At 67.2% G+C, this 19,593-nt stretch carries 22 protein-coding genes and 1 pseudogene; 14 read left to right on the top strand and 9 right to left on the bottom strand.

Annotation, left to right across the window (positions count from 1 at the left end):
* Nucleotides 1-34: 34 nt before the first annotated feature.
* Complete coding sequence (locus A9A59_RS08950) at nucleotides 35-994, top strand: cyclase family protein (RefSeq protein ID WP_165772616.1); 960 nt, start codon at nucleotides 35-37, stop codon at nucleotides 992-994.
* Nucleotides 995-1,009: 15 nt separating this feature from the next.
* Here A9A59_RS08950 and A9A59_RS08945 read toward each other — a convergent pair whose 3' ends face one another.
* Nucleotides 1,010-1,636 carry a TetR/AcrR family transcriptional regulator gene (locus A9A59_RS08945; RefSeq protein ID WP_098503943.1) on the bottom strand — a complete coding sequence of 209 codons (627 nt, stop codon included), beginning with the start codon at nucleotides 1,634-1,636 and terminating at the stop codon, nucleotides 1,010-1,012.
* Between the two features lie 101 nt (nucleotides 1,637-1,737).
* Nucleotides 1,738-2,577 carry an alpha/beta fold hydrolase gene (locus A9A59_RS08940; RefSeq protein ID WP_098503942.1) on the bottom strand — a complete coding sequence of 280 codons (840 nt, stop codon included), beginning with the start codon at nucleotides 2,575-2,577 and terminating at the stop codon, nucleotides 1,738-1,740.
* Nucleotides 2,578-2,666: 89 nt separating this feature from the next.
* Here A9A59_RS08940 and A9A59_RS08935 point away from each other — a divergent pair, with 89 nt between their 5' ends.
* Together A9A59_RS08935 and murJ are read left to right on the top strand one after the other, a co-directional pair.
* On the top strand, nucleotides 2,667-5,426 hold the full coding sequence (locus A9A59_RS08935) for a glycoside hydrolase family 38 N-terminal domain-containing protein (protein WP_165772615.1): 2,760 nt from the start codon (nucleotides 2,667-2,669) through the stop codon (nucleotides 5,424-5,426).
* A gap of 35 nt (nucleotides 5,427-5,461) precedes the next feature.
* Complete coding sequence (gene murJ, locus A9A59_RS08930) at nucleotides 5,462-7,069, top strand: murein biosynthesis integral membrane protein MurJ (protein ID WP_098503940.1); 1,608 nt, start codon at nucleotides 5,462-5,464, stop codon at nucleotides 7,067-7,069.
* Here the strand turns inward: murJ and A9A59_RS08925 are convergent.
* The gene (locus A9A59_RS08925) at nucleotides 7,035-7,877 is read right to left on the bottom strand and encodes an enoyl-CoA hydratase-related protein (RefSeq protein WP_098503939.1); all 843 of its coding nucleotides are present in this window, start codon (nucleotides 7,875-7,877) and stop codon (nucleotides 7,035-7,037) included. The two genes, murJ and A9A59_RS08925, sit on opposite strands and share 35 nt — an antisense overlap.
* Before the next feature lie 120 nt (nucleotides 7,878-7,997).
* On the opposite strand from A9A59_RS08925, the gene A9A59_RS08920 reads away from it, so the two are divergent.
* The 8 genes from A9A59_RS08920 (at nucleotide 7,998) to pheA (ending at nucleotide 13,463) form a co-directional block, all read left to right on the top strand.
* Complete coding sequence (locus tag A9A59_RS08920) at nucleotides 7,998-9,035, top strand: aspartate-semialdehyde dehydrogenase (RefSeq protein WP_098503938.1); 1,038 nt, start codon at nucleotides 7,998-8,000, stop codon at nucleotides 9,033-9,035.
* Between the two features lie 69 nt (nucleotides 9,036-9,104).
* The gene (locus tag A9A59_RS08915) at nucleotides 9,105-10,082 is read left to right on the top strand and encodes an SDR family NAD(P)-dependent oxidoreductase (protein WP_098503937.1); all 978 of its coding nucleotides are present in this window, start codon (nucleotides 9,105-9,107) and stop codon (nucleotides 10,080-10,082) included.
* Between the two features lie 517 nt (nucleotides 10,083-10,599).
* Nucleotides 10,600-10,815 carry an acyl-CoA carboxylase biotin carboxyl carrier protein subunit gene (locus tag A9A59_RS08910; protein WP_278286852.1) on the top strand — a complete coding sequence of 72 codons (216 nt, stop codon included), beginning with the start codon at nucleotides 10,600-10,602 and terminating at the stop codon, nucleotides 10,813-10,815.
* Between the two features lie 65 nt (nucleotides 10,816-10,880).
* Nucleotides 10,881-11,048, top strand: a complete 168-nt coding sequence (locus tag A9A59_RS14115) for a hypothetical protein (protein WP_165772614.1) — start codon at nucleotides 10,881-10,883, stop codon at nucleotides 11,046-11,048.
* Between the two features lie 19 nt (nucleotides 11,049-11,067).
* Complete coding sequence (locus A9A59_RS08905; RefSeq protein ID WP_341454957.1) at nucleotides 11,068-11,541, top strand: universal stress protein; 474 nt, start codon at nucleotides 11,068-11,070, stop codon at nucleotides 11,539-11,541.
* Complete coding sequence (locus tag A9A59_RS08900; protein ID WP_098503935.1) at nucleotides 11,538-11,951, top strand: potassium channel family protein; 414 nt, start codon at nucleotides 11,538-11,540, stop codon at nucleotides 11,949-11,951. Before A9A59_RS08905 ends, A9A59_RS08900 begins: the two co-directional genes overlap by 4 nt.
* Nucleotides 11,952-11,954: 3 nt before the next feature.
* Nucleotides 11,955-12,629 carry a potassium channel family protein gene (locus A9A59_RS08895; protein ID WP_098503934.1) on the top strand — a complete coding sequence of 225 codons (675 nt, stop codon included), beginning with the start codon at nucleotides 11,955-11,957 and terminating at the stop codon, nucleotides 12,627-12,629.
* Between the two features lie 12 nt (nucleotides 12,630-12,641).
* Nucleotides 12,642-13,463 carry a prephenate dehydratase gene (pheA, locus tag A9A59_RS08890; RefSeq protein WP_098503933.1) on the top strand — a complete coding sequence of 274 codons (822 nt, stop codon included), beginning with the start codon at nucleotides 12,642-12,644 and terminating at the stop codon, nucleotides 13,461-13,463.
* 9 nt (nucleotides 13,464-13,472) lie between these two features.
* On the opposite strand, the gene A9A59_RS13765 is transcribed toward pheA, so the two are convergent.
* The 4 genes from A9A59_RS13765 to A9A59_RS08875 form a co-directional block, all read right to left on the bottom strand.
* Nucleotides 13,473-13,919, bottom strand: coding sequence for a calcium-binding protein (locus A9A59_RS13765; RefSeq protein WP_133117578.1), 447 nt, complete (start codon nucleotides 13,917-13,919; stop codon nucleotides 13,473-13,475).
* On the bottom strand, nucleotides 13,916-15,502 hold the full coding sequence (locus A9A59_RS08885; RefSeq protein WP_165772612.1) for a signal peptidase I: 1,587 nt from the start codon (nucleotides 15,500-15,502) through the stop codon (nucleotides 13,916-13,918). Before A9A59_RS08885 ends, A9A59_RS13765 begins: the two co-directional genes overlap by 4 nt.
* A gap of 34 nt (nucleotides 15,503-15,536) precedes the next feature.
* Entirely contained in the window at nucleotides 15,537-15,908 is a 372-nt protein-coding gene (locus A9A59_RS08880; protein WP_098503931.1) for a hypothetical protein, read from the bottom strand.
* A 92-nt stretch (nucleotides 15,909-16,000) separates the two neighbouring features.
* Nucleotides 16,001-16,381: a hypothetical protein gene (locus A9A59_RS08875; RefSeq protein WP_133117577.1), complete on the bottom strand. Its 381-nt coding sequence runs from the start codon at nucleotides 16,379-16,381 to the stop codon at nucleotides 16,001-16,003.
* 268 nt (nucleotides 16,382-16,649) lie between these two features.
* Between A9A59_RS08875 and A9A59_RS08870 the strand changes: the two genes are divergently transcribed.
* Nucleotides 16,650-16,961, top strand: a complete 312-nt coding sequence (locus A9A59_RS08870; protein WP_278286850.1) for an XdhC family protein — start codon at nucleotides 16,650-16,652, stop codon at nucleotides 16,959-16,961.
* A gap of 85 nt (nucleotides 16,962-17,046) precedes the next feature.
* Nucleotides 17,047-17,190 (top strand): annotated as a pseudogene (gene tatA / locus A9A59_RS14505) (twin-arginine translocase TatA/TatE family subunit); the annotation flags it as partial.
* 200 nt (nucleotides 17,191-17,390) lie between these two features.
* On the opposite strand, the gene A9A59_RS08860 reads toward tatA, so the two are convergent.
* Complete coding sequence (locus tag A9A59_RS08860; protein ID WP_098503928.1) at nucleotides 17,391-18,059, bottom strand: endonuclease III domain-containing protein; 669 nt, start codon at nucleotides 18,057-18,059, stop codon at nucleotides 17,391-17,393.
* 2 nt (nucleotides 18,060-18,061) lie between these two features.
* A complete protein-coding gene (locus tag A9A59_RS08855; RefSeq protein ID WP_098503927.1) occupies nucleotides 18,062-18,997 on the bottom strand; it encodes a DMT family transporter in 936 nt (311 codons plus the stop codon).
* Between the two features lie 140 nt (nucleotides 18,998-19,137).
* On the opposite strand from A9A59_RS08855, the gene erpA reads away from it, so the two are divergent.
* Nucleotides 19,138-19,524, top strand: coding sequence for an iron-sulfur cluster insertion protein ErpA (gene erpA, locus A9A59_RS08850; RefSeq protein WP_098503926.1), 387 nt, complete (start codon nucleotides 19,138-19,140; stop codon nucleotides 19,522-19,524).
* Nucleotides 19,525-19,593 lie beyond the last annotated feature (69 nt).

Raw genomic sequence — 19,593 nt, 5'->3', positions numbered from 1 at the left:
GCCGCAACGACTGCGGCGCGTACAATCCGCGGCTATGGCAGACGACGATACACTTCCGACATTTGACCAGCTCCCGGCGGTCGAAGGCGCGCCGCCGAAGTCGGCCTGGTGGCTCTTCGGCAAAGATGACCAGGTCGGGCTCTTCAACCTCCAGACGCCGGAACGCATCGCGCGCGCGGCCCGGCTGGTCCAGCGCGGGGTTATGTTCCCGCTGAACTGGAACATGGAACTCCCGAACCCGCCGCTCTTCAACCGTGGAGCGGTCCGCCAGACCATCTTCGGCGGCGCCATCCACCACGACGACGTCCTCGACAACTTCTATCCCCAGGCAAGCAGCCAGTGGGACACGCTGGTTCATGTCGGGAACTCCCAGTACGGGTTCTACAACGGCATCCGCAAGGAGGAGGTCACCGGCCGCCCGGGCTCGAAGGGCGGCATCGACCACTGGGCCCGCCGGGGGATTGCTGGCCGCGCCGTTCTCCTCGACATCGGACGGTTCTTCGCCGCCCGCGGCGACGCGATCGACTTCGCCAGTGACCGGCGCTTCACGGTGGACGACCTGGAAGCGTGCCGGGCTGCCCAGGGCGTCACATTCGAAACCGGCGATGTGCTCCTGCTCCGGACCGGGTGGACCGAATGGTATGAGGGACTCGACGAGCGCGGCCGGGCAGCCCTGGCCAACATGGCCACCTTCCGGGCTCCCGGTATCGCGGCGGGCGAGGCGATGGCCCGGTACCTGTGGAACCTGCACATCTGCGCAATCGCCAGCGACCTTCCCTCGGTCGAAGCGTGGCCGCCGCGGCGGGAACACGGCGGCTTCCTCCACGAGCGGCTCCTCGGGATGTTCGGGATGGCCATCGGGGAGCTGTGGGACCTCTCGCGGCTGGCAGCCGATTGCGCCGCCGATGGGCGTTACGAAGCGTTCCTGGTCTCGGCGCCGCTCAACAAAACGGGCGGCATCGGGTCTCCGCCCAATGCCATCGCTCTGAAGTAGCGGGCAGCCGGACCGTCAGCCGTCGGCTTCCGCGAACTGTGGGAACCGGCGAGTGAGGTGGGAGACCAGGGCGTCCTCTGCGTTCCGCGCGGCAAGGTCGAGGTCGAACCCGTTGGGGTCGAGCAGCCACTGGAAGGCGATGCCGATAACTGTGCCGATGTGGTGAGCTGCCGCGGCCTCGGGGTCGATATCGAGCCGGAACGCGCCGATTCTCTGGCCATCGCGGATGGCGTTGGCAATACCGCGGCGGAAGTCCCGGTAAAGCTCGCGGAGGCGGTCGCCAAGGGCCCGTTCGGTCCGGGCACTGGCGGTGAAGTGCAGAAAAACGTCGTAGGTAAGCGATTCCTTCCGCGCCATCAGGATGGCGGTCCGGGTCACCATCCGCAGGCGATATACCGGGTCGAGCCCGGGTCCGATTGAGACGGCGACCGTATCGACAAACACTTCGCGGCAGCGCTCGAGGACGCCAGCAAGGAGGGCCGCTTTGTCGCCGAAGTGGTAGGAAACCAGCCCGCGGCTGACGCCGGCAGCCTTGCTGATTTCGTCAATCGAGGCCTCCTGCCACCCCTTCTCCCCCATCACCCGAACGGTTGCGTCGATAATCTGGCGGCGCCGCTCGGCTGTGACACTGGAACGTCCCATGGATTGGACTCCGAAAGCAGGTACGCGCTAGGGGCCGGTCGCGTCCTGCGTCACTCTACCATCTCGCTCGCCGCCTCGAAATTCCCGGGATTTCCGGCCGTTCAGCCGGCCGTTCGGCGGGCCGCCACGTCGCGCCCCTCCTCGACATCCTGGAGGAAGCGCAGCAGTTCCCTGGCGTAGGTGTGCGGGGCGACGGCCGGCAGCCCGTGCCCGGCGCCGCGGACCATCACCACGCGCGCGGCAGGCAGCTCATCGGCCATCACCTCTGCGGCGCAGCGAACCGGGTCGTCCTCGCCGTACGCAATCATCACCGGCATGGTCAGCCTGCTCCGCAGCACGGGAAGGAGGTCGGGACGCTCCTTGCGGACGCGGGCGCACCCCAGCCAGCCATCGGCCGAAAGGCGGGCATACCGCTCGCGGAGCCCCCGGGCAAGGAATGGGTCCGACACGTTGAGTGCGGCGCGCCGCCCCAGTTCGGCGGTTCCAAACTTCCGAACAATTTCGGTCGAGTCGTCGATCGCTCGTTCTCGCTGCCAGTACCGCTCGTCGTAGCGTGGATGGGCGTATGCCGCTCCCGCATCGCTCACGGCCAGCGCGGCGAGCCGCCCAGGCCAGGTAACCGCGACCTGGAGGGCGATCATCCCGCCAAAGCTGCAGCCGGCGAGGGCACAAACCTCGAGCTCGAGGTGGTCGAGTAGGGCGAGCACGTCCCCCGCCAGGGCATCCGCCGTGTAGGCCCCCGGGTCCTCGGGAGCGGCGCTCCGCCCGTGGCCGCGAAGGTCCGGCATGACGACGAAGTAGTGCCGCGCAAGCTCTTCGGCGACGGGGTGCCACATCCGCAGGTCGCTTGTGAAGCCATGCAGGAGGACCACCGCCGGCAGCTCCGGGTCGCCGGCGTTCTCGTATGCGAATTCGAGCGCGTCGCAGGTGAAGGTTGGCACTGGCTGATGGAACACTGCCGCACGTGCAGGTGCAAGCAGCAATGCCCTGCCCCGTACAATCGCCGGAACGGGGTCGAGGGAGGCTCGCCATGGAACGCACCGTCTACGTCGTCCCGCATACCCACTGGGACCGGGAGTGGTATCAGCCTCACGAGCTCTTTCGCTGGCGACTGGTCCAGATGGTCGACGAGCTTATCGACCACATGGAGCGGGACCCCGCGTTCCGCTGCTTCAACCTCGACGGCCAAAGCATCGTCATCGCCGACTACCTTGAGCTGCGACCCGAGAACGAGGGGCGGTTGCGCGCACTTATCGAGGCTGGCCGCATCGTCATCGGCCCGTGGTGGGTCCAGCCGGATGAGTTTCTCCCCTCAGCCGAGTCGCATATCCGCAGCTTCCAGCGCGGCATCCGCTTCGCTGAGCGGATGGGCGGCTGTCTCCGCGTCGGCCACTGTGCAGACCAGTTTGGACATATCGCCCAGATGCCGCAGATCATGCGGCAGCTCGGCCTCACCAGCGCCTGCCTCTGGCGGGGGGTGCCCGATAGCGTGCCGGGGTGGAGCTTCTGGTGGGAAGCACCGGATGGAACTCGCATCCCGGTTCTGTACCTCCGTAACAGCTACTCCAGCGGCTGGCGGCTGCCTGAACAGGTCGACGACTTTCTCGAGCGGGTTCGGCGGCAGGAGCGCGACCTCCGCGAGGGGCTGCCAGCCCTCCTGATGAACGGCACCGACCATTCCCGGATGGAGCCGCACGTCCCGGAGGTGCTGGCCGCTGCGGAGGGCCGCGGCTACCGTTTCGTCCTGGCGACCCTCGCCGATTATGAGCGTGCCGTGCTCGACGCCGGGATCGACGCCGTGGTGCTTCGCGGCGAACTTCGCTCGCCCGACCGTTCGAATGTCCTGGTCGGTGTGCTCTCCTCACGAATGTACTTGAAGCAGCGCGATTTCGAGGTGACGCGCGCCCTCGAGCGGTATGCCGAACCGCTCGAGCTGCTCGCCCGGCTCCATGGGGGTCCCGACGGCAGTCCTGCATTGCGGCACGCGTGGCGGCTGGAGCTCGAAAACACGCCCCACGACTCGATTTGCGGCTGCAGTGTGGACCAGGTCCACCGCGAGATGCTGCCCCGGTACGACCGGGCGGAGCAGCTCGCGGTGGAGGTCGCCCGCGAGGCTGCCGGGCACCTCCTGCGCCGAATCGAGGTCCCGCCGCAGGGCGGCCTCGGCGTATGGCGGCCGGTCGCGGGCGCCCCGTGCATCATCGAGGCGGACGTCCCTGCGGCGTGGGCCCAGTTCGATGCCCTGCGCCTCCCCGGCGGCACCGAGGTGCCCTTCGCGCTCGAACCCGCCGGCGGCGGAGACGTCCTTTTGCATGAGCAGGTAAGCCCGCGCGGGGCTCTGCGCCACCTGGACTTCCTCCGCGAGCAGCGGTACGACGTCCACGCGATCGAAGCCATGGCGTGGGAGCTCGATGCCCGCCACCTGCGCGTGACAACGACCGTCGGGCCGGACATCACCGTCGTTGATGAGGCGGAGGTGCGCGAGGCGGTTCGCCGGATTGCGGGCGAAGGGCTGGCCGACACCGCCGAGGTGATCGTTCGCACGAGCCCGCGCGCGCGACTTTCTGCAGTCCTCCCATCCGCTGCGGCGGCAGGGCTGGAGCTGGCGGTTCCCGTCAATTCGGCGATTCCCCGGCCGCGCAGAACGCCCTCGGCCCGGCGGCTCCGGAACGACCGGTTCGACCTCCGCCTGTACGGCGCGCGCCTGGCGGTGCACGACCGCGAAACCGACATGGTGCTCGACCCGGCGTGCATCGTTGTTTCCGAGGGGGACCGGGGAGATGAATACAACGCGGACATCCTCGACGACGCCGTTGAGGAGCCGGCAGCGGTAACGCTCGCGGGAACTATCAGCACCCCTGCCTGGCAGGAGCTCCGCTACACGCTCACGTTCGACCTGCCAGCGCGGCTGGGCCGGGGACGGAAGCGGCGTTCGCGCCGGGAGCGGGTCCTCCAGCCAATTGACGTTGCGGTCCGCCTCTGGCACGGCCTGCCCCTGGTGGAGCTCCGGCTCACGGTCGAGAACCGGGCTCGAGACCACCGCCTGCGTGCGCTGGTCCCTTTGCCGTTCGAGCCGGAGTACGCGGTCACCGACAACCACTTCCACGTCGCCGTTCGCGGCCTCGCGCCGGCGCCTTGGAACGGCGTGAGCGCGGAATTGCCGCCTACCACCTTTCCCCAGAAAACGTTCGCTGCCGCCGAGGGGAGCGGGCTCGGTGTGGCGGTGTTCAACCGCGGCCAGCCGGAGGGAGAATTCGTCAAGTGGAACGGCAGGAAAGCCCTCGCCCTGACCCTCTTGCGGTGCGTGGGTTGGTTGTCGCGGCCGGACCTCCGGACCCGGAGGGGCGGCGCCGGCCCAACGGTTGCTACGTTCGACAGCCAGTGCCCCGGGCGGCACTCCTTTGCGTTCGCAATTGCCCCGTACACAGGCGGATGGCACACCGCGGGTATTGACCGGCTCGCCCGCGCCTGGGCATTTCCCTCCATCGGCTGGGCCACCAACGGCCATGAGGGACCCCTGCCGCCATACCTCCCGCTTGTCGGCATCTCTGGCGATGCAACGCTCAGCGCAGCCCACCGCAGCGAGGAGACCGGCCAGCCCATCGTCCGGGTCTACGGCGGGCCGGCGGCAGGACCCGTGACCCTGGAGGCGCCAGCCCTCGCGGGGTGGCAGGCGGCACGGGTCGACCTGCTCGAACGGAACCCAACAGAGCTGAATGGACGAGACGGCCGCTGGCAGCTCGACCTTCGTCCGTGGGAGATTGCGACCATCGCTTTCCAGGAGGGCTGAACGCCCATTGCGTCCGCCCGCCGTAGCATGCGCCCATGTCTGAAGCACCCGGAGCCACCGGGTCCCCGCGTGCGGCCCTCGGGGGCGGGCTCGCCCTCGCCGCGGCCATTGTGGCGTTCGGCTTCGTGGGGTCGCGGCTGCTGGGCGTCGTTCGGACCATCGTCATCGCCAACGCGTTCGGCGCCTCGCCGGAACTCGATGCCTACAACGTCGCGTTCCGCATTCCGGACCTCATCTTCCAGGTACTGGCCGGGGCGACACTCGGCAGCGCCTTCATCCCCGTGTTCGCCAGGAAGTTCGAGCGGGAAGGCCCGCCGGCAGCCTGGCTGCTGGCCAGCCGCGTGCTCAATCTCGTCGTGCTCGCAACGGCCGCACTGTGCCTGGCGGCGTTCATGCTCGCACCCGTCCTCGTGCCTGCCATCGCCCCGGGGCTGGGCGACGACCTCGGGCGGTCGGAGAAGCTCACCGGACGGGCGGTAGAGCTGACCCGCATCATGCTCGCATCGACCCTGCTCTTCGCTGCGAGCGGGATGCTGACGGGCATGCTGAACGGGCGCGAGCGGTTCTTCCTGCCTGCGCTCGCACCGATGCTGTACAACCTCGGCATCATCTTCGGCGCGGTCGTCCTCGCCGACCGCTGGGGCGTCAATGGCCTTGCATTCGGCGTTGTCCTCGGCGCGGGGATGCACCTCGGGGTGCAGGTCCCGGGGGTCATTCGCGAGGGATTCCGCTACCGGCCGACCCTGGGGTGGGCCGACCCGGCTGTCCGGGAAGTGGGCCGGCTCATGGCGCCAAGAGTGGTGGGGCTGGCCGCCGCCCAGCTCAACTTCGTGGTGACGGGGTTCTTCGCATCGAAAGTCGGCGCCTCCGCCATCTCCAACATGACCTACGCATGGCTTCTTGCAGGATTGCCGCTCGCGCTCTTCGGCATGGCGCTCTCGACGGCGGTGTTCCCGCGGCTTGCCGGCCAGGTAGCCCGTGACGAACTCGATGCGTTGAACGAAACGGTCTCGCGCGTGTTGCGCCTGATTATGTTCCTCACCGTCCCTGCTGCCCTCGGCCTGGCCTTGCTGCGCGAACCGGCAGTGGTCACCCTCCTTGAGCGAGGAGCTTTCACCCGCAGCGACTCGCTGATGACAGCCGCAGCGCTGGGCTGGTACTGCCTGGGTATCGTTCCCCAGGCCGGTATCGAGATTCACAGCCGCGGCTTCTACGCCCTCGGTGATACCCGGACGCCGGTCGCCCTCGCCGTGCTCGCGGTTGCCGTCAACCTTGCGCTCGGCGCGCTGCTGTGGGATCCGTTCGGCGTCCGCGGCCTTGCGTTCGCTGTTGGAGCGGCGTCGTGGGTCGAGTGGCTGGCGCTGTATGCGCTCTTTGTCCGCCGCACTGGTTGGGGCCCGTGGCCGGAGCTGGCGGGCATCGCACGCATCGCCCTGGCCGGAGCCCTGATGGGCGCAGCCCTCGCCGTCGTCTCAACCGTTCTCCGGTACGACACATGGGTAAATGCCGCCGTGAGTTCCGTCGCGGGCACTGTCGTCGGCGCGCTCGCCTATGCAGCGGCGGCGAGAACACTGGGCGTCCCAGAGTTTGAGGAGGTCGTTGGCCGCCTTACGGCGCGGCTTCGCCGCCCGCACGCGGCGTGAGCCCCGGACGTTCGCCCCGCAGCCCTCGAAGGGCGAGTTCGACCCCGCCGAGCCGCCGGCCTCCGCGGGTCCGCGCCTCGCCGCGGTTTGCCATCATCACGAGGTAATCGGAGAGCCCGGCGTCGAGGAAGGCGGAGTAGCCCATCATGTCCTGCGCCCGGTTCGCGGCCGCCTTCGAGAGACGAACTACCACCGGGTTGTTCTCCGCAACACGCAGGGCATACCCGGTTGTTTCGCGTTCAAGGTCATCCGGATCGTAGACGCGGTTGACGAACCCGAGCTGCATCGCCTCCTCAGCCGTCAGGAACCGGCTCTCGAACATCAGCTCCTTCGCTTTGCGGACCCCAACGTCGTAGGGAAGGGAAAAGTACTCGAGCATGGCCGGCAGGAACAGGGCGTTGCGCGCTGCGAAGACAAGGTCGACGCAGGCCGCCATCATCCAGCCGGCGAAGATGCAGTAGCCCTCGACCATAGCGATCGTGGGCTTCGGGGCATTCCGCCACTTCACAAGCAGGTCGAGGTTGTAGTGCCGGAAGTTCTCATAAAACTCGATACCGGCGTCCGCGATGCCGCGCGCGGCACGATCAGCGGCCTGCTCGGGCGTTCCGAGGTCGTGCCCGCTCGAGAAGTTGCCGCCGGCGCCCCGCGTGATGATGACGCGAACTGCGGGGTCGGCCACCGCGAGGTCCATGGCGCGGTCGTACTCGTCGAGCAAGCGCCAGGACTGGGCATTGCGGTACTGGGGGCGATTGAAGGTGATCCAGGCGATCGGCCCATCCACCCGGTAGAGGAGGTCCTCGAACTCCATGGCTGCACTCCGCGGAAGGGTGGGGGAAGTGTACCGGCGCGGAAGCCGGGCGGTCGCGGGTTCACCGGTTCGGTGGGAGCACCTACCATGGCAGGATAGACTCAGCCCCCGGAGCTCTCGATGGAGGCCTATAACATCACCGTCGTCGGCGCGAGCGGCATCGTTGGCCAAGAATTCCTCAAGATTCTCGACGAGCGGCAGTTGCCCGTCGGGCGACTCCGCCTGCTGGCCACGGCCCGCTCGGCCGGTAAGGTTGTCCAGTTCCGCGGGCGCGAGATCGTCGTCGAGGAGACGACCGCCGAAAGCTTCGGCCCTGAGGACCACATCGTCTTCCTCTCGGCATCCGGTGCAGCATCGAAACAGTACGCACCGATCGCCGCTGCCAACGGGAGCTTCGTGATCGATGACTCGAGCGCGTTCCGGATGGACCCAAACGTGCCGCTCGTGATCCCGGAGATCAACCCGGAGGACCTCGAGTGGCACCGCGGGATTGTCAGTCAGCCGAACTGCACCACCACCCCCATGGTCCTCGCGCTGAACCCTATCCACCGGGTTAATCCGCTGAAGCGCGTCATCGTCAGCACCTACCAGGCCGTCGCGGGCGCCGGTGCTGCTGCAATTGAGGGTCTCCGCAGGGAGACCGAAGCCGCCCTCGCGGGGCGGCACGAGCCGAGCGGCACGCAGAAGCGAGAAATCGCCTTCAACGCCGTCCCGCAGATCGACCTGTTCGCCGACGACGGCTACACGAAGGAAGAGCTGAAGATGGCGAACGAGACGCGCAAGATCCTCCATGCCCCGGAGGTGCGGGTGAGCGCCACGTGTGTGCGCATTCCGACGTTCTTCGGGCACGCGATGAGCGTCTGGGCCGAGTTCGAACGGCCGATTTCGGCGGCAGAGGCGCGGGGGCTGATGGCGGCTGCACCTGGTATCGAGCTGATGGATGACCCGGCCGCTGAGCGATACCCCACGCCGATGGATGTCGCCGGGACGGACCGGGTGCTGGTCGGGCGTCTCCGGCCTGATCACTCCACCCCGGGCGGGATCACGTTCTGGACCGTCACGGACAGCATCCGAAAAGGGGCGGCTACCAACGTGGTGCAGATTATCGAGGAGGCCGCACGGCGCGGGCTGATTCGACCTCGCGCCGGGGTTCGGTAATTCCGGCCACGACTGCGCTATAGGCCGGCCCTCTGCCATAATGCGGACCAATACCTTCGGAGTTCGCACATGGCATTCACCGTCAACCCAGACAAGTTTCGTTTTCCCCCTGAGTTCTCGGCCGGGGTGAAGGGCAAGCGCGTCCTCATCTCCGGCGCCGGTAAGGATGGCGGCCTGGGCCAGTCGTTCGCCCTGGCCGCCGGCCTGAACGGAGCCGAGAGCGTCGCCGTCCACTTCCACTCGTCCTATGACGACGGCCTCGACCTGGTTGAATACCTGCGCAGCCAGGGCGTCAATGCGTTCCCGCTGCAGGCCGACGTCACGAACATGGGGGACCTGTGGGCGAGTCGAAGTTATGTCATTGAGAAAATGGGCGGCATCCCCAATCTCGTCATCTGCAACTCGGGGCTCACCGAGAAGGGCTACTCGTTCGGCCGCTCGCTCCGTGAGATCGAGGGGGAATCGATGGCAATGCGGCGCGCCCGGGTTCGCCAGGCGTTCATCAACAACCTCACCGAGACCCGCCTCGTGCTCGACACGAAGATCGATGGCTTCATGGCGATGACCCACCTCTGGTCCGGGGAGGCCGTGTATGCCAACGAGCCGATCGAGTTCGTGTACATCTCCTCGCGACAGGCCATCGACCCGGGCGTCAGCGTCCCCGGCTACGCCATCGCCAACTGGGCCGTGCTCCAGCTCCCGAAGGTGCTGCAGGTGAACCTTGGCCGCAGCGCGGAGCTGGTCTCTGCATTCTCGGTCCTCTATCCCTTCGTGCGCACGGGGATGACGAACGAATACGCGGAGAATCCGAAGGTCTTCGGACGGTGGCAGCCCCGCATGCTCGAGACCCACGAAGCCGCCGAAGGCTTCATGCAGCTGCTTTCGCAGCCGAAGGAGGTCACCAACCAGGGCATGTTCGAGGCGATCGTCGAGCCGCTCCCGGAGAAGGGCGAGAAGGCCGTGAAGTTCACCTGGAAGCAGGTCCGCTTCGACATCAAGGAAGAGCTCACTCCTTTCAGTGCCGAACGACCCCTCGAGTTTGTCTAGTCGACGGTAAATTTAGGCGCCTGCACGGGAAATTCTGTCGAGTTGCCATTCAACGGCCGCAGTCGGAAGTTCCGGATATCAAGAGTTTGTCAAGGGTTGGGTCAGACGTCATAAGTTGCTTGGTCCCCGGCGCTCCCGGCGATACAGTTCCCGCCAGTTGGAGGCGGGGTGGTCGGGAGCCGCCGCGCCAGCGCCCCCGGGGCTGACGCCCCGGACGGCGACGACAGCCCGGCTGTGAGTCACGGCTCCGGTACGGGCGGCCAGCCAGGTCGGGTAGGCGGTGCGCCTCCGGGCTGCACTGCACGAACCGCCCGGCGAATGGGCGCGATCATGCGCGCTGGGGTCCACCCGCAGCCCGCAACGGCCCCGATAGACGTCCTCCAACTTCAGCCAGGGGCCGCTTCCGCCTTCAGGGGCCGGGAGCGGCCCCTGCGCCGTTCCTCCGCCTGCGCCCGGTCGCGCGGTGCCGGCGCGCACAGTAGGATGCCGGCGCAAGCCCCGCGGAGGAATTCACCAGGTGCCGAACGAGCTGCACTCACCGATGACCGGAACGATTAAGGAGGTGCTTACCCGCCCGGGCGACCACATTGAACCCGGACGGGAGCTATTCGTTGTCGAATCCATGAAGATGGAACTGCCGATCGAGGCCGAGGTGGCCGGCACCGTCGCCGAAGTGCTGGTCAGCGCAGGTGAGCGGGTCGAACAGGGGCAGCCGCTGCTCAGGCTTGCGTAGCGGCGACATTCCCCCTTTCCGGGCCCGGGCGTAGCATGGGCGGAGAGGCTGCCCCGTCACGAGCCATGCGCACAGCGAATCTCATTTTCTCGGTCATCTCCATTGTTCTCGGCGTTGTGCTGATCCTCTTCCTCCTCACGCAGGCAGTAGAGTGGAATATCGGGATGGCCATCGGGGTCGTCCTCATTCTCAACGGGGCGGTGCGGTTATGGTTCGCGCAGGACGACCGCTGACGCCCGGGACCGGGCAGGAGTGACTCCGGTGGACAGCTGGCAGCGATTTCTCGTCCCTGTGAGCCTGGATCGTGTGAGCCTCGAAGCGGTCCACGTGGCCGGCGCCGTCGCGAAACCGCGGAGGGGAACGCTCCATCTTCTCCACGTGATCGAGGTTGGAAGGTCGCTGCCGCTCAATATCGAACTCGAGCACGAGAGCCGGCGGGCACAACAGGTGATCGAGCGGGCGCGCCTCGCTGCGGCCGATGCCGGCTGCAGCAACGTCCGCACGGCGGTCGTCCAGGCCCGGGAAGCGGGTCCGGCGATCCTCGAAGAAGCACGTACACACCACATCGACGTCATTGTTCTGGGGCTTCCGCCTTTCCAGGGCGAAGACCGGCCGTTCGCCATCGGGCCGACAGCGGAGTTCTTGCTCCGGCATGCGCCCTGCGAAGTCTGGCTCATCCGGCGGCCAATGCGAGACATCTCCCGAGGGGGTCACGAGGGACCATGAACGTGGTCATCATGGGGTGCGGCCGACTCGGCGCACGCATCGCTTCGATGCTCGAGCGGCAGGGGCACGCCGTCACCATCATCGACATCACCGAGACCGCATTCCGCCGCCTGCCCGAAGGTTTCGGGGGCCGGCGTATCGTGGGGAACGGGATGGACCAGAAAACATTGGAACGCGCCGGTATTGAGAACGCAGACGCCTTTTTCGCAGTGACGCAGGGGGACAATCGAAACTATTTCGCCAGCCAGGTTGCCCGCGAGATTTACGGCGTCAGGCGGGTCCTCTGCAGGGTCTACGACCCGGTGCGCGAGGGGATCTTCCGCGACCTCGGGCTCGAAACCTTCAGCCCGACCAGCTACGGGGCGCAGATTATGGTCGATATGCTTCTCAACGAGCCAACCCGGAGGTAGGCCGTGTACATCATCATCGGCGGCGGCGGCAAAGTCGGTTTTCACCTCGCGCAGGAGCTCATCCAGCAGGGGCACGAGGTCCTCGTGATCGAACGCGACCCGGCGCGGGTCTCCAATATCCGGGAGGAACTCGCCGGCAACATCCTCCTCGGCGACGCTTGCGAGGCCACCACGCTGGATACCGCCGGCATCGCCCGTGCAGACCTCGTTGCGGCGGTCACCGGCGACGACGAGGACAACCTGGTGATGTGCGATATCGCCCGCTACCGGGGCGTCAAGCGGACCATCGCCCGGATCAACAACCCCCGCAATGAGCTGATTTTTCGGAAGCGCGGCATCGAGACGACCATCTCGGCGACCCAGGCCGTGCTCGCTCAGATCGAGCAGGAACTCCCGACCCAGTCGATGATCCCGCTGCTGCAGCTGCACTCCGGGCTCGAGCTCATTGAGGTGAAGCTCCCCGAAACCTCGCCGGTGGTCGGCCGGTCGGTCCGCGAAATCCTGCTGCCGGCCGAGTCGCTCATTTCGCTGGTCGTGGACCCCGGCGGCGTGCCGCGGATGCCCAGCGGCGACACCCGCCTGCACGCCGGCGACGCGCTGGTGGTGGTAGCGCCCAAGGACAGCCTCGATATGCTCCGCGAGCAGCTCGTCGGTTCGACGCATGGCCTGGACACGTAGGGGGCAAAGCGGATGACGCGTATCGCCTACCTGGGTCCGCCGGGCACGTTCGGCGAGCTGGCCGCGATGCAGTACGACCCGACGGCCGAGCTGATGCCCTTCCCTTCACACGCAGCAGTCGCCGCGGCCGTGGAGTCGGGAATGGCCGACCTCGGCGTCGTCGCCATCGAAAACCTGATTAACGGCTCCGTACAGGAGACGCTCGACATCCTCATTCACGAAACCGACCTCCAGATCCAGGCGGAACTGGTCGTCCCGGTGCGCCACTACCTGGTGGCCAAGCCAGGTACACGCCCTGCCGACGTCCGCGTCATATACTCCCACCCCCAGGCGCTGGGCCAGTGCCGACGATTTCTCGAGCGCTGCTTCCCACGCGCCCAGGCCGAAGCAGCGCTGTCCACTACGGAAGCTGTTGAACTCGCCCTCCGGCGCGATGGCGACGCGGCGGCAATCGCGACCGAGCGCGCTGCCCAGCTCTTCAGCGCTGAAGTGCTCGCCCGCGACATCCAGGACTCCGAAAACAATGTCACACGGTTCCTCGTCCTGGGCCGGGGCCTGCCCCCACCAACGGGCCGGGACCGCACGTCGATCGCCTTCACGTTCCCTGAGGACCGGCCCGGCGCGCTTGCGAGCGTCCTGAACGCGTTCGCCGCAGCGAACATCAACTGCACGAAGATCGAGAGCCGCCCGACAAAGGCCACTTTCGGCGAGTACGTGTTCCTGATCGACTTTGAAGGACACCAGAAGGACCCCGCGGTCCGCGAGGTGCTCGACCGCATCCGGCCGCTCTGTGCAGAGTTCAAGGTGTTCGGGAGCTACCCCCGGGCGCTGTAGCGGGCGTGGCTACGGGATGTAGGTCTCGCAGCCCGTCGGGAACGCAGTTGTCGCAAGGCCACGGTAACAGATGTCGTTGCCTGGACCGCCCTGGAGGTTGACCGAGGAGCGGGGCCCCCCGATGAGCACGTCATTTCCGCCCTGCCCACGGAGCGTGGCATTGTTGGCACCGCCGACGATGCAATCGTTTCCGCCTCGCCCGGACAGTGTGGAGGGCGTACTCCCGCCGCCGAGCACGAGGTCATTGCCAGCGCCGCCGGTGCCACTGTAAACGATGGCTGTGAGGGTCAGGTGGGCACACTCTGGCGGAGTGAGTTGAGCTATCGTTAGCGCCACGTCCGAGATGCCGATGTTGGTTGAGGGCACCGTGTTGGTGGCGGCGGAGGCCGAAAACGCCGCCGCCAGCGTGATCGCACCTGCTGCTGCGGCACCTAACTGCAGGAGCCGGCCCATCATGCGGCGCGCTCCGTACCGTATTCCCCGGGGTCGAAGGCGAACCGGTAGACCACGCCGCCGTCCCGGACGTAGCAGACGTGCTGCCCGGGCCGGGCCTCCCGCAGGATGATACCGCCCGTCCTGGCAGCAAGCCGTTCGAGGTCTTCCATGGAGGCGACATCCACTACCGGAACGTCGCTGGGGGCAACCGGGCCGGTGACCCGAACCGGAACGGCATCCAAGGCATGGGCGTCGGAGGCTTCCGACCAGCCCCTGCGAGCGACCGCAATGAAGAGCGCACCCGCGCAGGCCACCATCACCGCAGCTCCGGCTACGCCGACAAGGCGCGCCGCGACAACGGGGACGCTGACGAAGAGGATGCGGACGGCATTGCCGACACGCTGCCGGTTCACGACGGTGCCCGTCGCAGCCGGGGCGATCGCAGCATCAGGCTTCGCGGTGTCGAGGCGCAGCTGGGTGCGGTCGAGCGCCATTGGAAGCGCCGCTTCGGGGAAGTCGGCCGTGAAGGGCGTCCCGCTCAGGTCACCTTCGACCTGCACCTTCGGGCGAATCGTCACGGTGTAGCGGTCGTTGCGGACGCCGGTTTGCACTTCGAGCGTCGCAATCTGCTCCTGCAGGTCGGCCAGGCGAAGGATGCCGTCCGTCCGGAACGCGGTGCCTGCAAACGAACCAGGTTCCCCGATCGGGATGGTGCGCTTCCAGCCGCTGATGTCTCCCAGTTCGGCCACCAGCTGGTAGGTTCCGGTGAGCTGCGCCGGCGACGGGGAGATGAACTCGTACGTGAAGGTGAAGGCGACCGTATCGCTCAGGCGGAGATAGACCGGCTCACCGGTCGTAGCTTTCCCGGCGTCGTACAGCCTGGCGTCGACCGCGGCGGCTTCATACGAAAACTGGCCGCGCTGGCTGTACGAGAACTCGGCTGTTACTTCGCGGTGCCCTGGCCGTGCGAAGGCTACCCATGCGAGCGCTGCGAACCCGATGGCAAGCGCGAGGAGCAAGGCAAGCGTGTCCTGCCAGTTCCGGTAGATCGGGGTCATTGGAGCACCTCCGTTTGTGCGTTGCCGGCCGGGGCGGACAGGAGCTGCAGCGCGCGACGCGCCGGCGCCCGCAAACACGCCGGCGAAGGCGATGAAGAGCACCAGGCCTGCCCACAGCGGCGACCTGAGGTGCCAGAGGAGACTCCCGGCGCCGGGAATGTGCAGCCAGAGTTTCCCGACAATGTCGTTGGCGGTTGGCCGGTACGAATCCTCGAAGTCGTTATGGTCGCCCTTCAGGATGAACCGCCCATCCTTCTCTTCGATGATGCGGTGGATGACGTGACCGACATCCGGGTGACGATAGGTGACAACATCGCCGGGAACGTACCTGTCGGCCGGGCGGACGATGGCCAGGTCGCCTCGGTGCATGCCGGGCTCCATCGAGTTTCCGTTCACAATCACGTACGACGCCTGGCCGCCAAGCTGGGGCGGGGCAAACAGGACCCATGCGCAGCCGACCGCGACGACCAGGAGGGCGACCGCGACTGCTGCGATAACACCCCGGCTTCGCGCACCATCGCACGGGAGGCCCGCAAGGTTGCCCACTGCTCCCCGGATCACCGCGCCGCCCTCGCGCACCCTACTGCGCCGCCACGACGCGCAGGCCAGTGACCGACGCCACCGTGGCCGAGGTCGTGCAGGTGATGCTCGAGCCCGTGGTGCAGGCTGCGCCCCAGGTCGCGCCCCCGTCGGTCGAGACGCGGACGGTACCCGTCGGCGGTACCGCGGGGGAAATCGTGAAGGTGACGGACGCGAGCTGCTGCGGGTTCGAAGCGTTGAGGTTGTAGTGGACGTTGGTCACCGTATAGCCGCTCACGGCTGCAGCACCGTCACCGGCTCGGGTTGCCGGGACCGTGTTTGCGGCGGCAAAGCCGTAGGACGCAGCTACAACTACGGCCAGTCCCGCGGCCAGGGCGAGGTGCCGCGGTACGAAGATCAGCAGGCGAGCCATATGTCCTCCCGGGGCCCATGGGCCCGGGGGCGTGTGCCCCCGGGCTCACGCCGTCGTCTTCCCGGCGTGACCGCGCCGGGGTTTGCGCGTCGCTACTGCGCAGCGACCACTCGCAGGCTGGTGAAGGCGGCGCCGATCGGCTGCGCCGTCGAGAACGTGCAGGTGATGGTCGAGCCGGTCGTGCAGCTCGAGGACCAGGTGGTGCCGCCGTCAAAGGACACGGCGGCGGTGCCGGTGGCCGGAACGGCTGGCGAAATGTCGAACGTAACCGAGTTCGCCGTGGCCGGGTTCGCCGGGTCCAGGTTGTAATGCACATTGCTGATGGTGTACCCGGAAACCGTGTTCGAACCGTCGCCGGCGTTCGTTGCGGGGACGGTATTCGTCGCCGCGAAGCCGAGAGCCGAAACGGCGACGATGGAGAAGACCGCTGCGGCAAGCAGCCGGCGCGGACTCCTCAAACTGCGAACAATCATGGACTCTCCTCCAGGTTGCTGGCGGGGCTTCCGCCGCGGATTCAGGCGCGAACGCCTTTCGCTGGAGGAATTCGTCCGGGTGGACGGGGCGTGAAAGAGCGCCCCTCGAGTCTATACGAGATTGTCTTAATCAACTTCGGGCAATGGCGATTCAGGTCCGCCCGCGGCTGCCGATATGGCATCGCCCTCCCGCCCTGGGGTTTACCCGCACGACCCCGTGATGCCGGTGCCGCTTGCGGCGCACCCCGCAAAAGCGCACGATCACCTCGTGGACGCAGCCATCTACCGGGAGCTCCAGCGTGCCCTTTCCGCCGGCGAGCCCGTCGCCCTGGCAACCGTTACCCGTGCCCGCGGCTCAACCCCCCGCAAGCCCGGCGCCAAGATGCTCATCCGGGCTGACGGCAGTTTTTTCGGCACCATCGGCGGCGGCTGCGGCGAAGCGGAGGTCTGGCAGGAGGCGATGGCCGCCCTTGAGGATGGGCGCCCGCGGAGTGTCGTGGTGGACCTCACCGAACCCACCGACGGTGACGACAAGATCTGCGGCGGTGTGATGGACGTATTCGTTGAACGGTTAGGGTAAGCACCAGGGCATTCGCCAGACCGTGGCGGCGTGGTAGCATCAAGGCAGCGGGCCAGCCAAGGTGACCCGCAGGAAGAAGGAAGGTATGTTCGGTTCCCTCGGAGCCCCGGAGCTCATCATCATTGCCCTCGTCATCGTCCTCATCTTCGGTGTCGGGAAGATCTCCGGGCTCGGGCGCGAGCTCGGCACGTCGATCAAGGAGTTCCGCCGTGCCGTCAAGGACGAGGATGCTGAGGCGCAGAAGCAGCCGCAGCAGCCGACCTACCAGCAGGTCACGCAGGCGCCTCCCCCACCCCCTCCCGTCGCCGCCCAGCCGCCTGCCTCGAGCCAGCAGCAGACCGGCGACTCCAGCAACCGCAACACCCCCAACCTGTTTTAAGCAGATTGTCCTGTTAGCATCGTGCGGCCTCCGGTCACACCCGGGGGCCGTTATGTTTTGGGGACAGAGCAGGCCCGTCGCAACAGGCACTCGCCGCACCGGGGGTTCCGCTTTCGGCAGAGGTGCTTGGCGTGGAGAACAATAAGCGCGTGCACCCTGGCGTACCATTCGGCCGACCCCTCGTCCGTCGCCACCGAAAGTGAAGAAACGAGCCAATCCTGCCAGGCACCGTACCCTTCGGCCGTCGGCCCCATGCCGAGCCGCCGAAAGAGGCGGGCCGTGTACGCATCCACGACCAGCGTCGGTTGCCGGGCGGCGTAGCACACGATGCAGTCGGCCGTCTCCGGTCCGATGCCCCAGGTTTGCAGCAGGCGCGAGCGGAGCTCGCCCGCGGGCAGGGCGAGCAGCCGGTCGAGCCCGCCTGCCCCTGCACAGGTCGCGAGGAAGGCCCGGAGCTTGCGGGCCTTCTGCCGGTACTGGCCGCTGGGCCGAATAAGTGACTGCAGTTCGGCATCGCTAAGGGCCGCCATGCGTTCCGGGTCAAGGGCGCCCGCGGCTCGCAGCTGCTCGAGCGCCCGTTCAACATTCGTCCAGGCCGTGTTCTGGACGAGGATGGCGCCCACGCAGACCTCGAACGGCGGCTTTTCCGGCCACCAGTGCCATTCCCGTTGGCCGTGCATCGCTTCGAGCTCGGCGATGATCTCGGGCACAGTCAGCATGGTCAGCGGGGCATCCCGGGGCCTTCGGGGCCCGGCAGGCGGGCAGCGCGTTCGGTGACCCAGGTGCGGAACGTCACTGCCCCGATGATGATCGCGCCGCCGAGCACCGCCCACCACCCGGGAGTTTCGCCAAGGACGAGAAACACCCAGACGGGGTTCAGGACCGGCTCCAGCATCCCGATAAGCGACGCCTCGAGGGCGGGGACGGTCCGCATGGCGTACCCAAACAGCAGGTAAGCGAGGCCGATCTGGACGACGCCAAGGAAGGCCAGCCCGGCCAGATCGCCCGGACTCGGGGCGAACTGCGCAGTGCCGCCGCGGACGAGGTTAACGGGCACCAGGGCCGCAACCAGCAGGAGGTTGCCCAGCAGCATCGCGAGAGGGCGCGTCTCCTGCGTACACCCCGGCGCACGGAGGAGCATGAACATCGCCGCCAGCGTGACCCCGGAGGCTGCAGCAAGGAGATTGCCGCCGAGGGCATCGCCTTCGAACCTGCCGACGAAGAAGAGACTCATGCCTCCGAATGCGATGACGACGGCTGCGACGTCGAGCCGGGTGACCCGCTCACGGAGCAAGAGCGGGCCAGCGAACAGCAGGTACACCGGAGCCGTGTACTGGAGGAAGATGGCATTTGCGGCCGTCGTGAGCTTCGTCGCAGCCACGAACATGACCAGGGTGAGCGCGTACGTTACGGCGATCGCCCACGTGAGCCGGCTCACCTGCCGCGGCCATACCGGCCGCGGACGGACAAGTGCGATGATGGTGAGGGCGGCGAATCCGGAGCGCCACATGGTGACCCCGAGTGCATCGAGCGTGACCCACTTGATAAAGAGCCCTCCGGTGCTCCACAGGACGGCCGCGCCGAGCACGGCAAGGAGGCCGCGGTGGCGCGGGCTCAACCCCAGTTCGCCCAGGGCACGCGCAACAGCGGCGTCCACGCGTGCAGTGTGCGGCGGGCAGCGTCGTGGCGCAAAAAAAGCGAACTGCGTGGACGCGCCCCTGTGAAATGGCTATCATCTTCATAGTGCAGCGGGTGGGACCAGAGCCCCGCGTCTGCCACCACGCAGGAGGATGTGCGATGTCTGTGGAACCCGGCGCGTCGGTCGCGCTCGTCAACATCACGGAGCGGGCAGCTGAGAAGGCCCGCGCGCTCCTCGAAGCCCGGGAGCTGCCGAATGGCGCGCTGCGCGTCTTTGTCGCCGGCGGCGGCTGCTCCGGCTACCAGTACGGCATGGCGCTTGCACGGTCGTCCGAGGAGGATGACATCGTCATCGAGCAGTACGGCGTCCGCATCCTGGTAGACCCGGAGAGCGCCCGCTACCTCGAGGGCGCCGAGATTGATTATGTTGATGACATCATGAAGAGCGGCTTCAGCATCTACAACCCGAACGCCGTCAAGAGCTGCGCATGCGGTTCGAGCTTCCAGACGGCGGACGGCAGCGGCCAGCCGCGCGCCTGCTGCTAGGACAGCCATCCCGGAACGGACGAGAAGAGAGGGAAGCCCATGGGCTCCCCTCTCTCGTTTTTCAGCACC

Source organism: Tepidiforma thermophila (assembly GCF_002563855.1).
Classification (GTDB): domain Bacteria; phylum Chloroflexota; class Dehalococcoidia; order Tepidiformales; family Tepidiformaceae; genus Tepidiforma; species Tepidiforma thermophila.
Note: the sequence above shows the minus strand (reverse complement) of the source record. Positions and strands in the feature narration are given on the sequence as shown.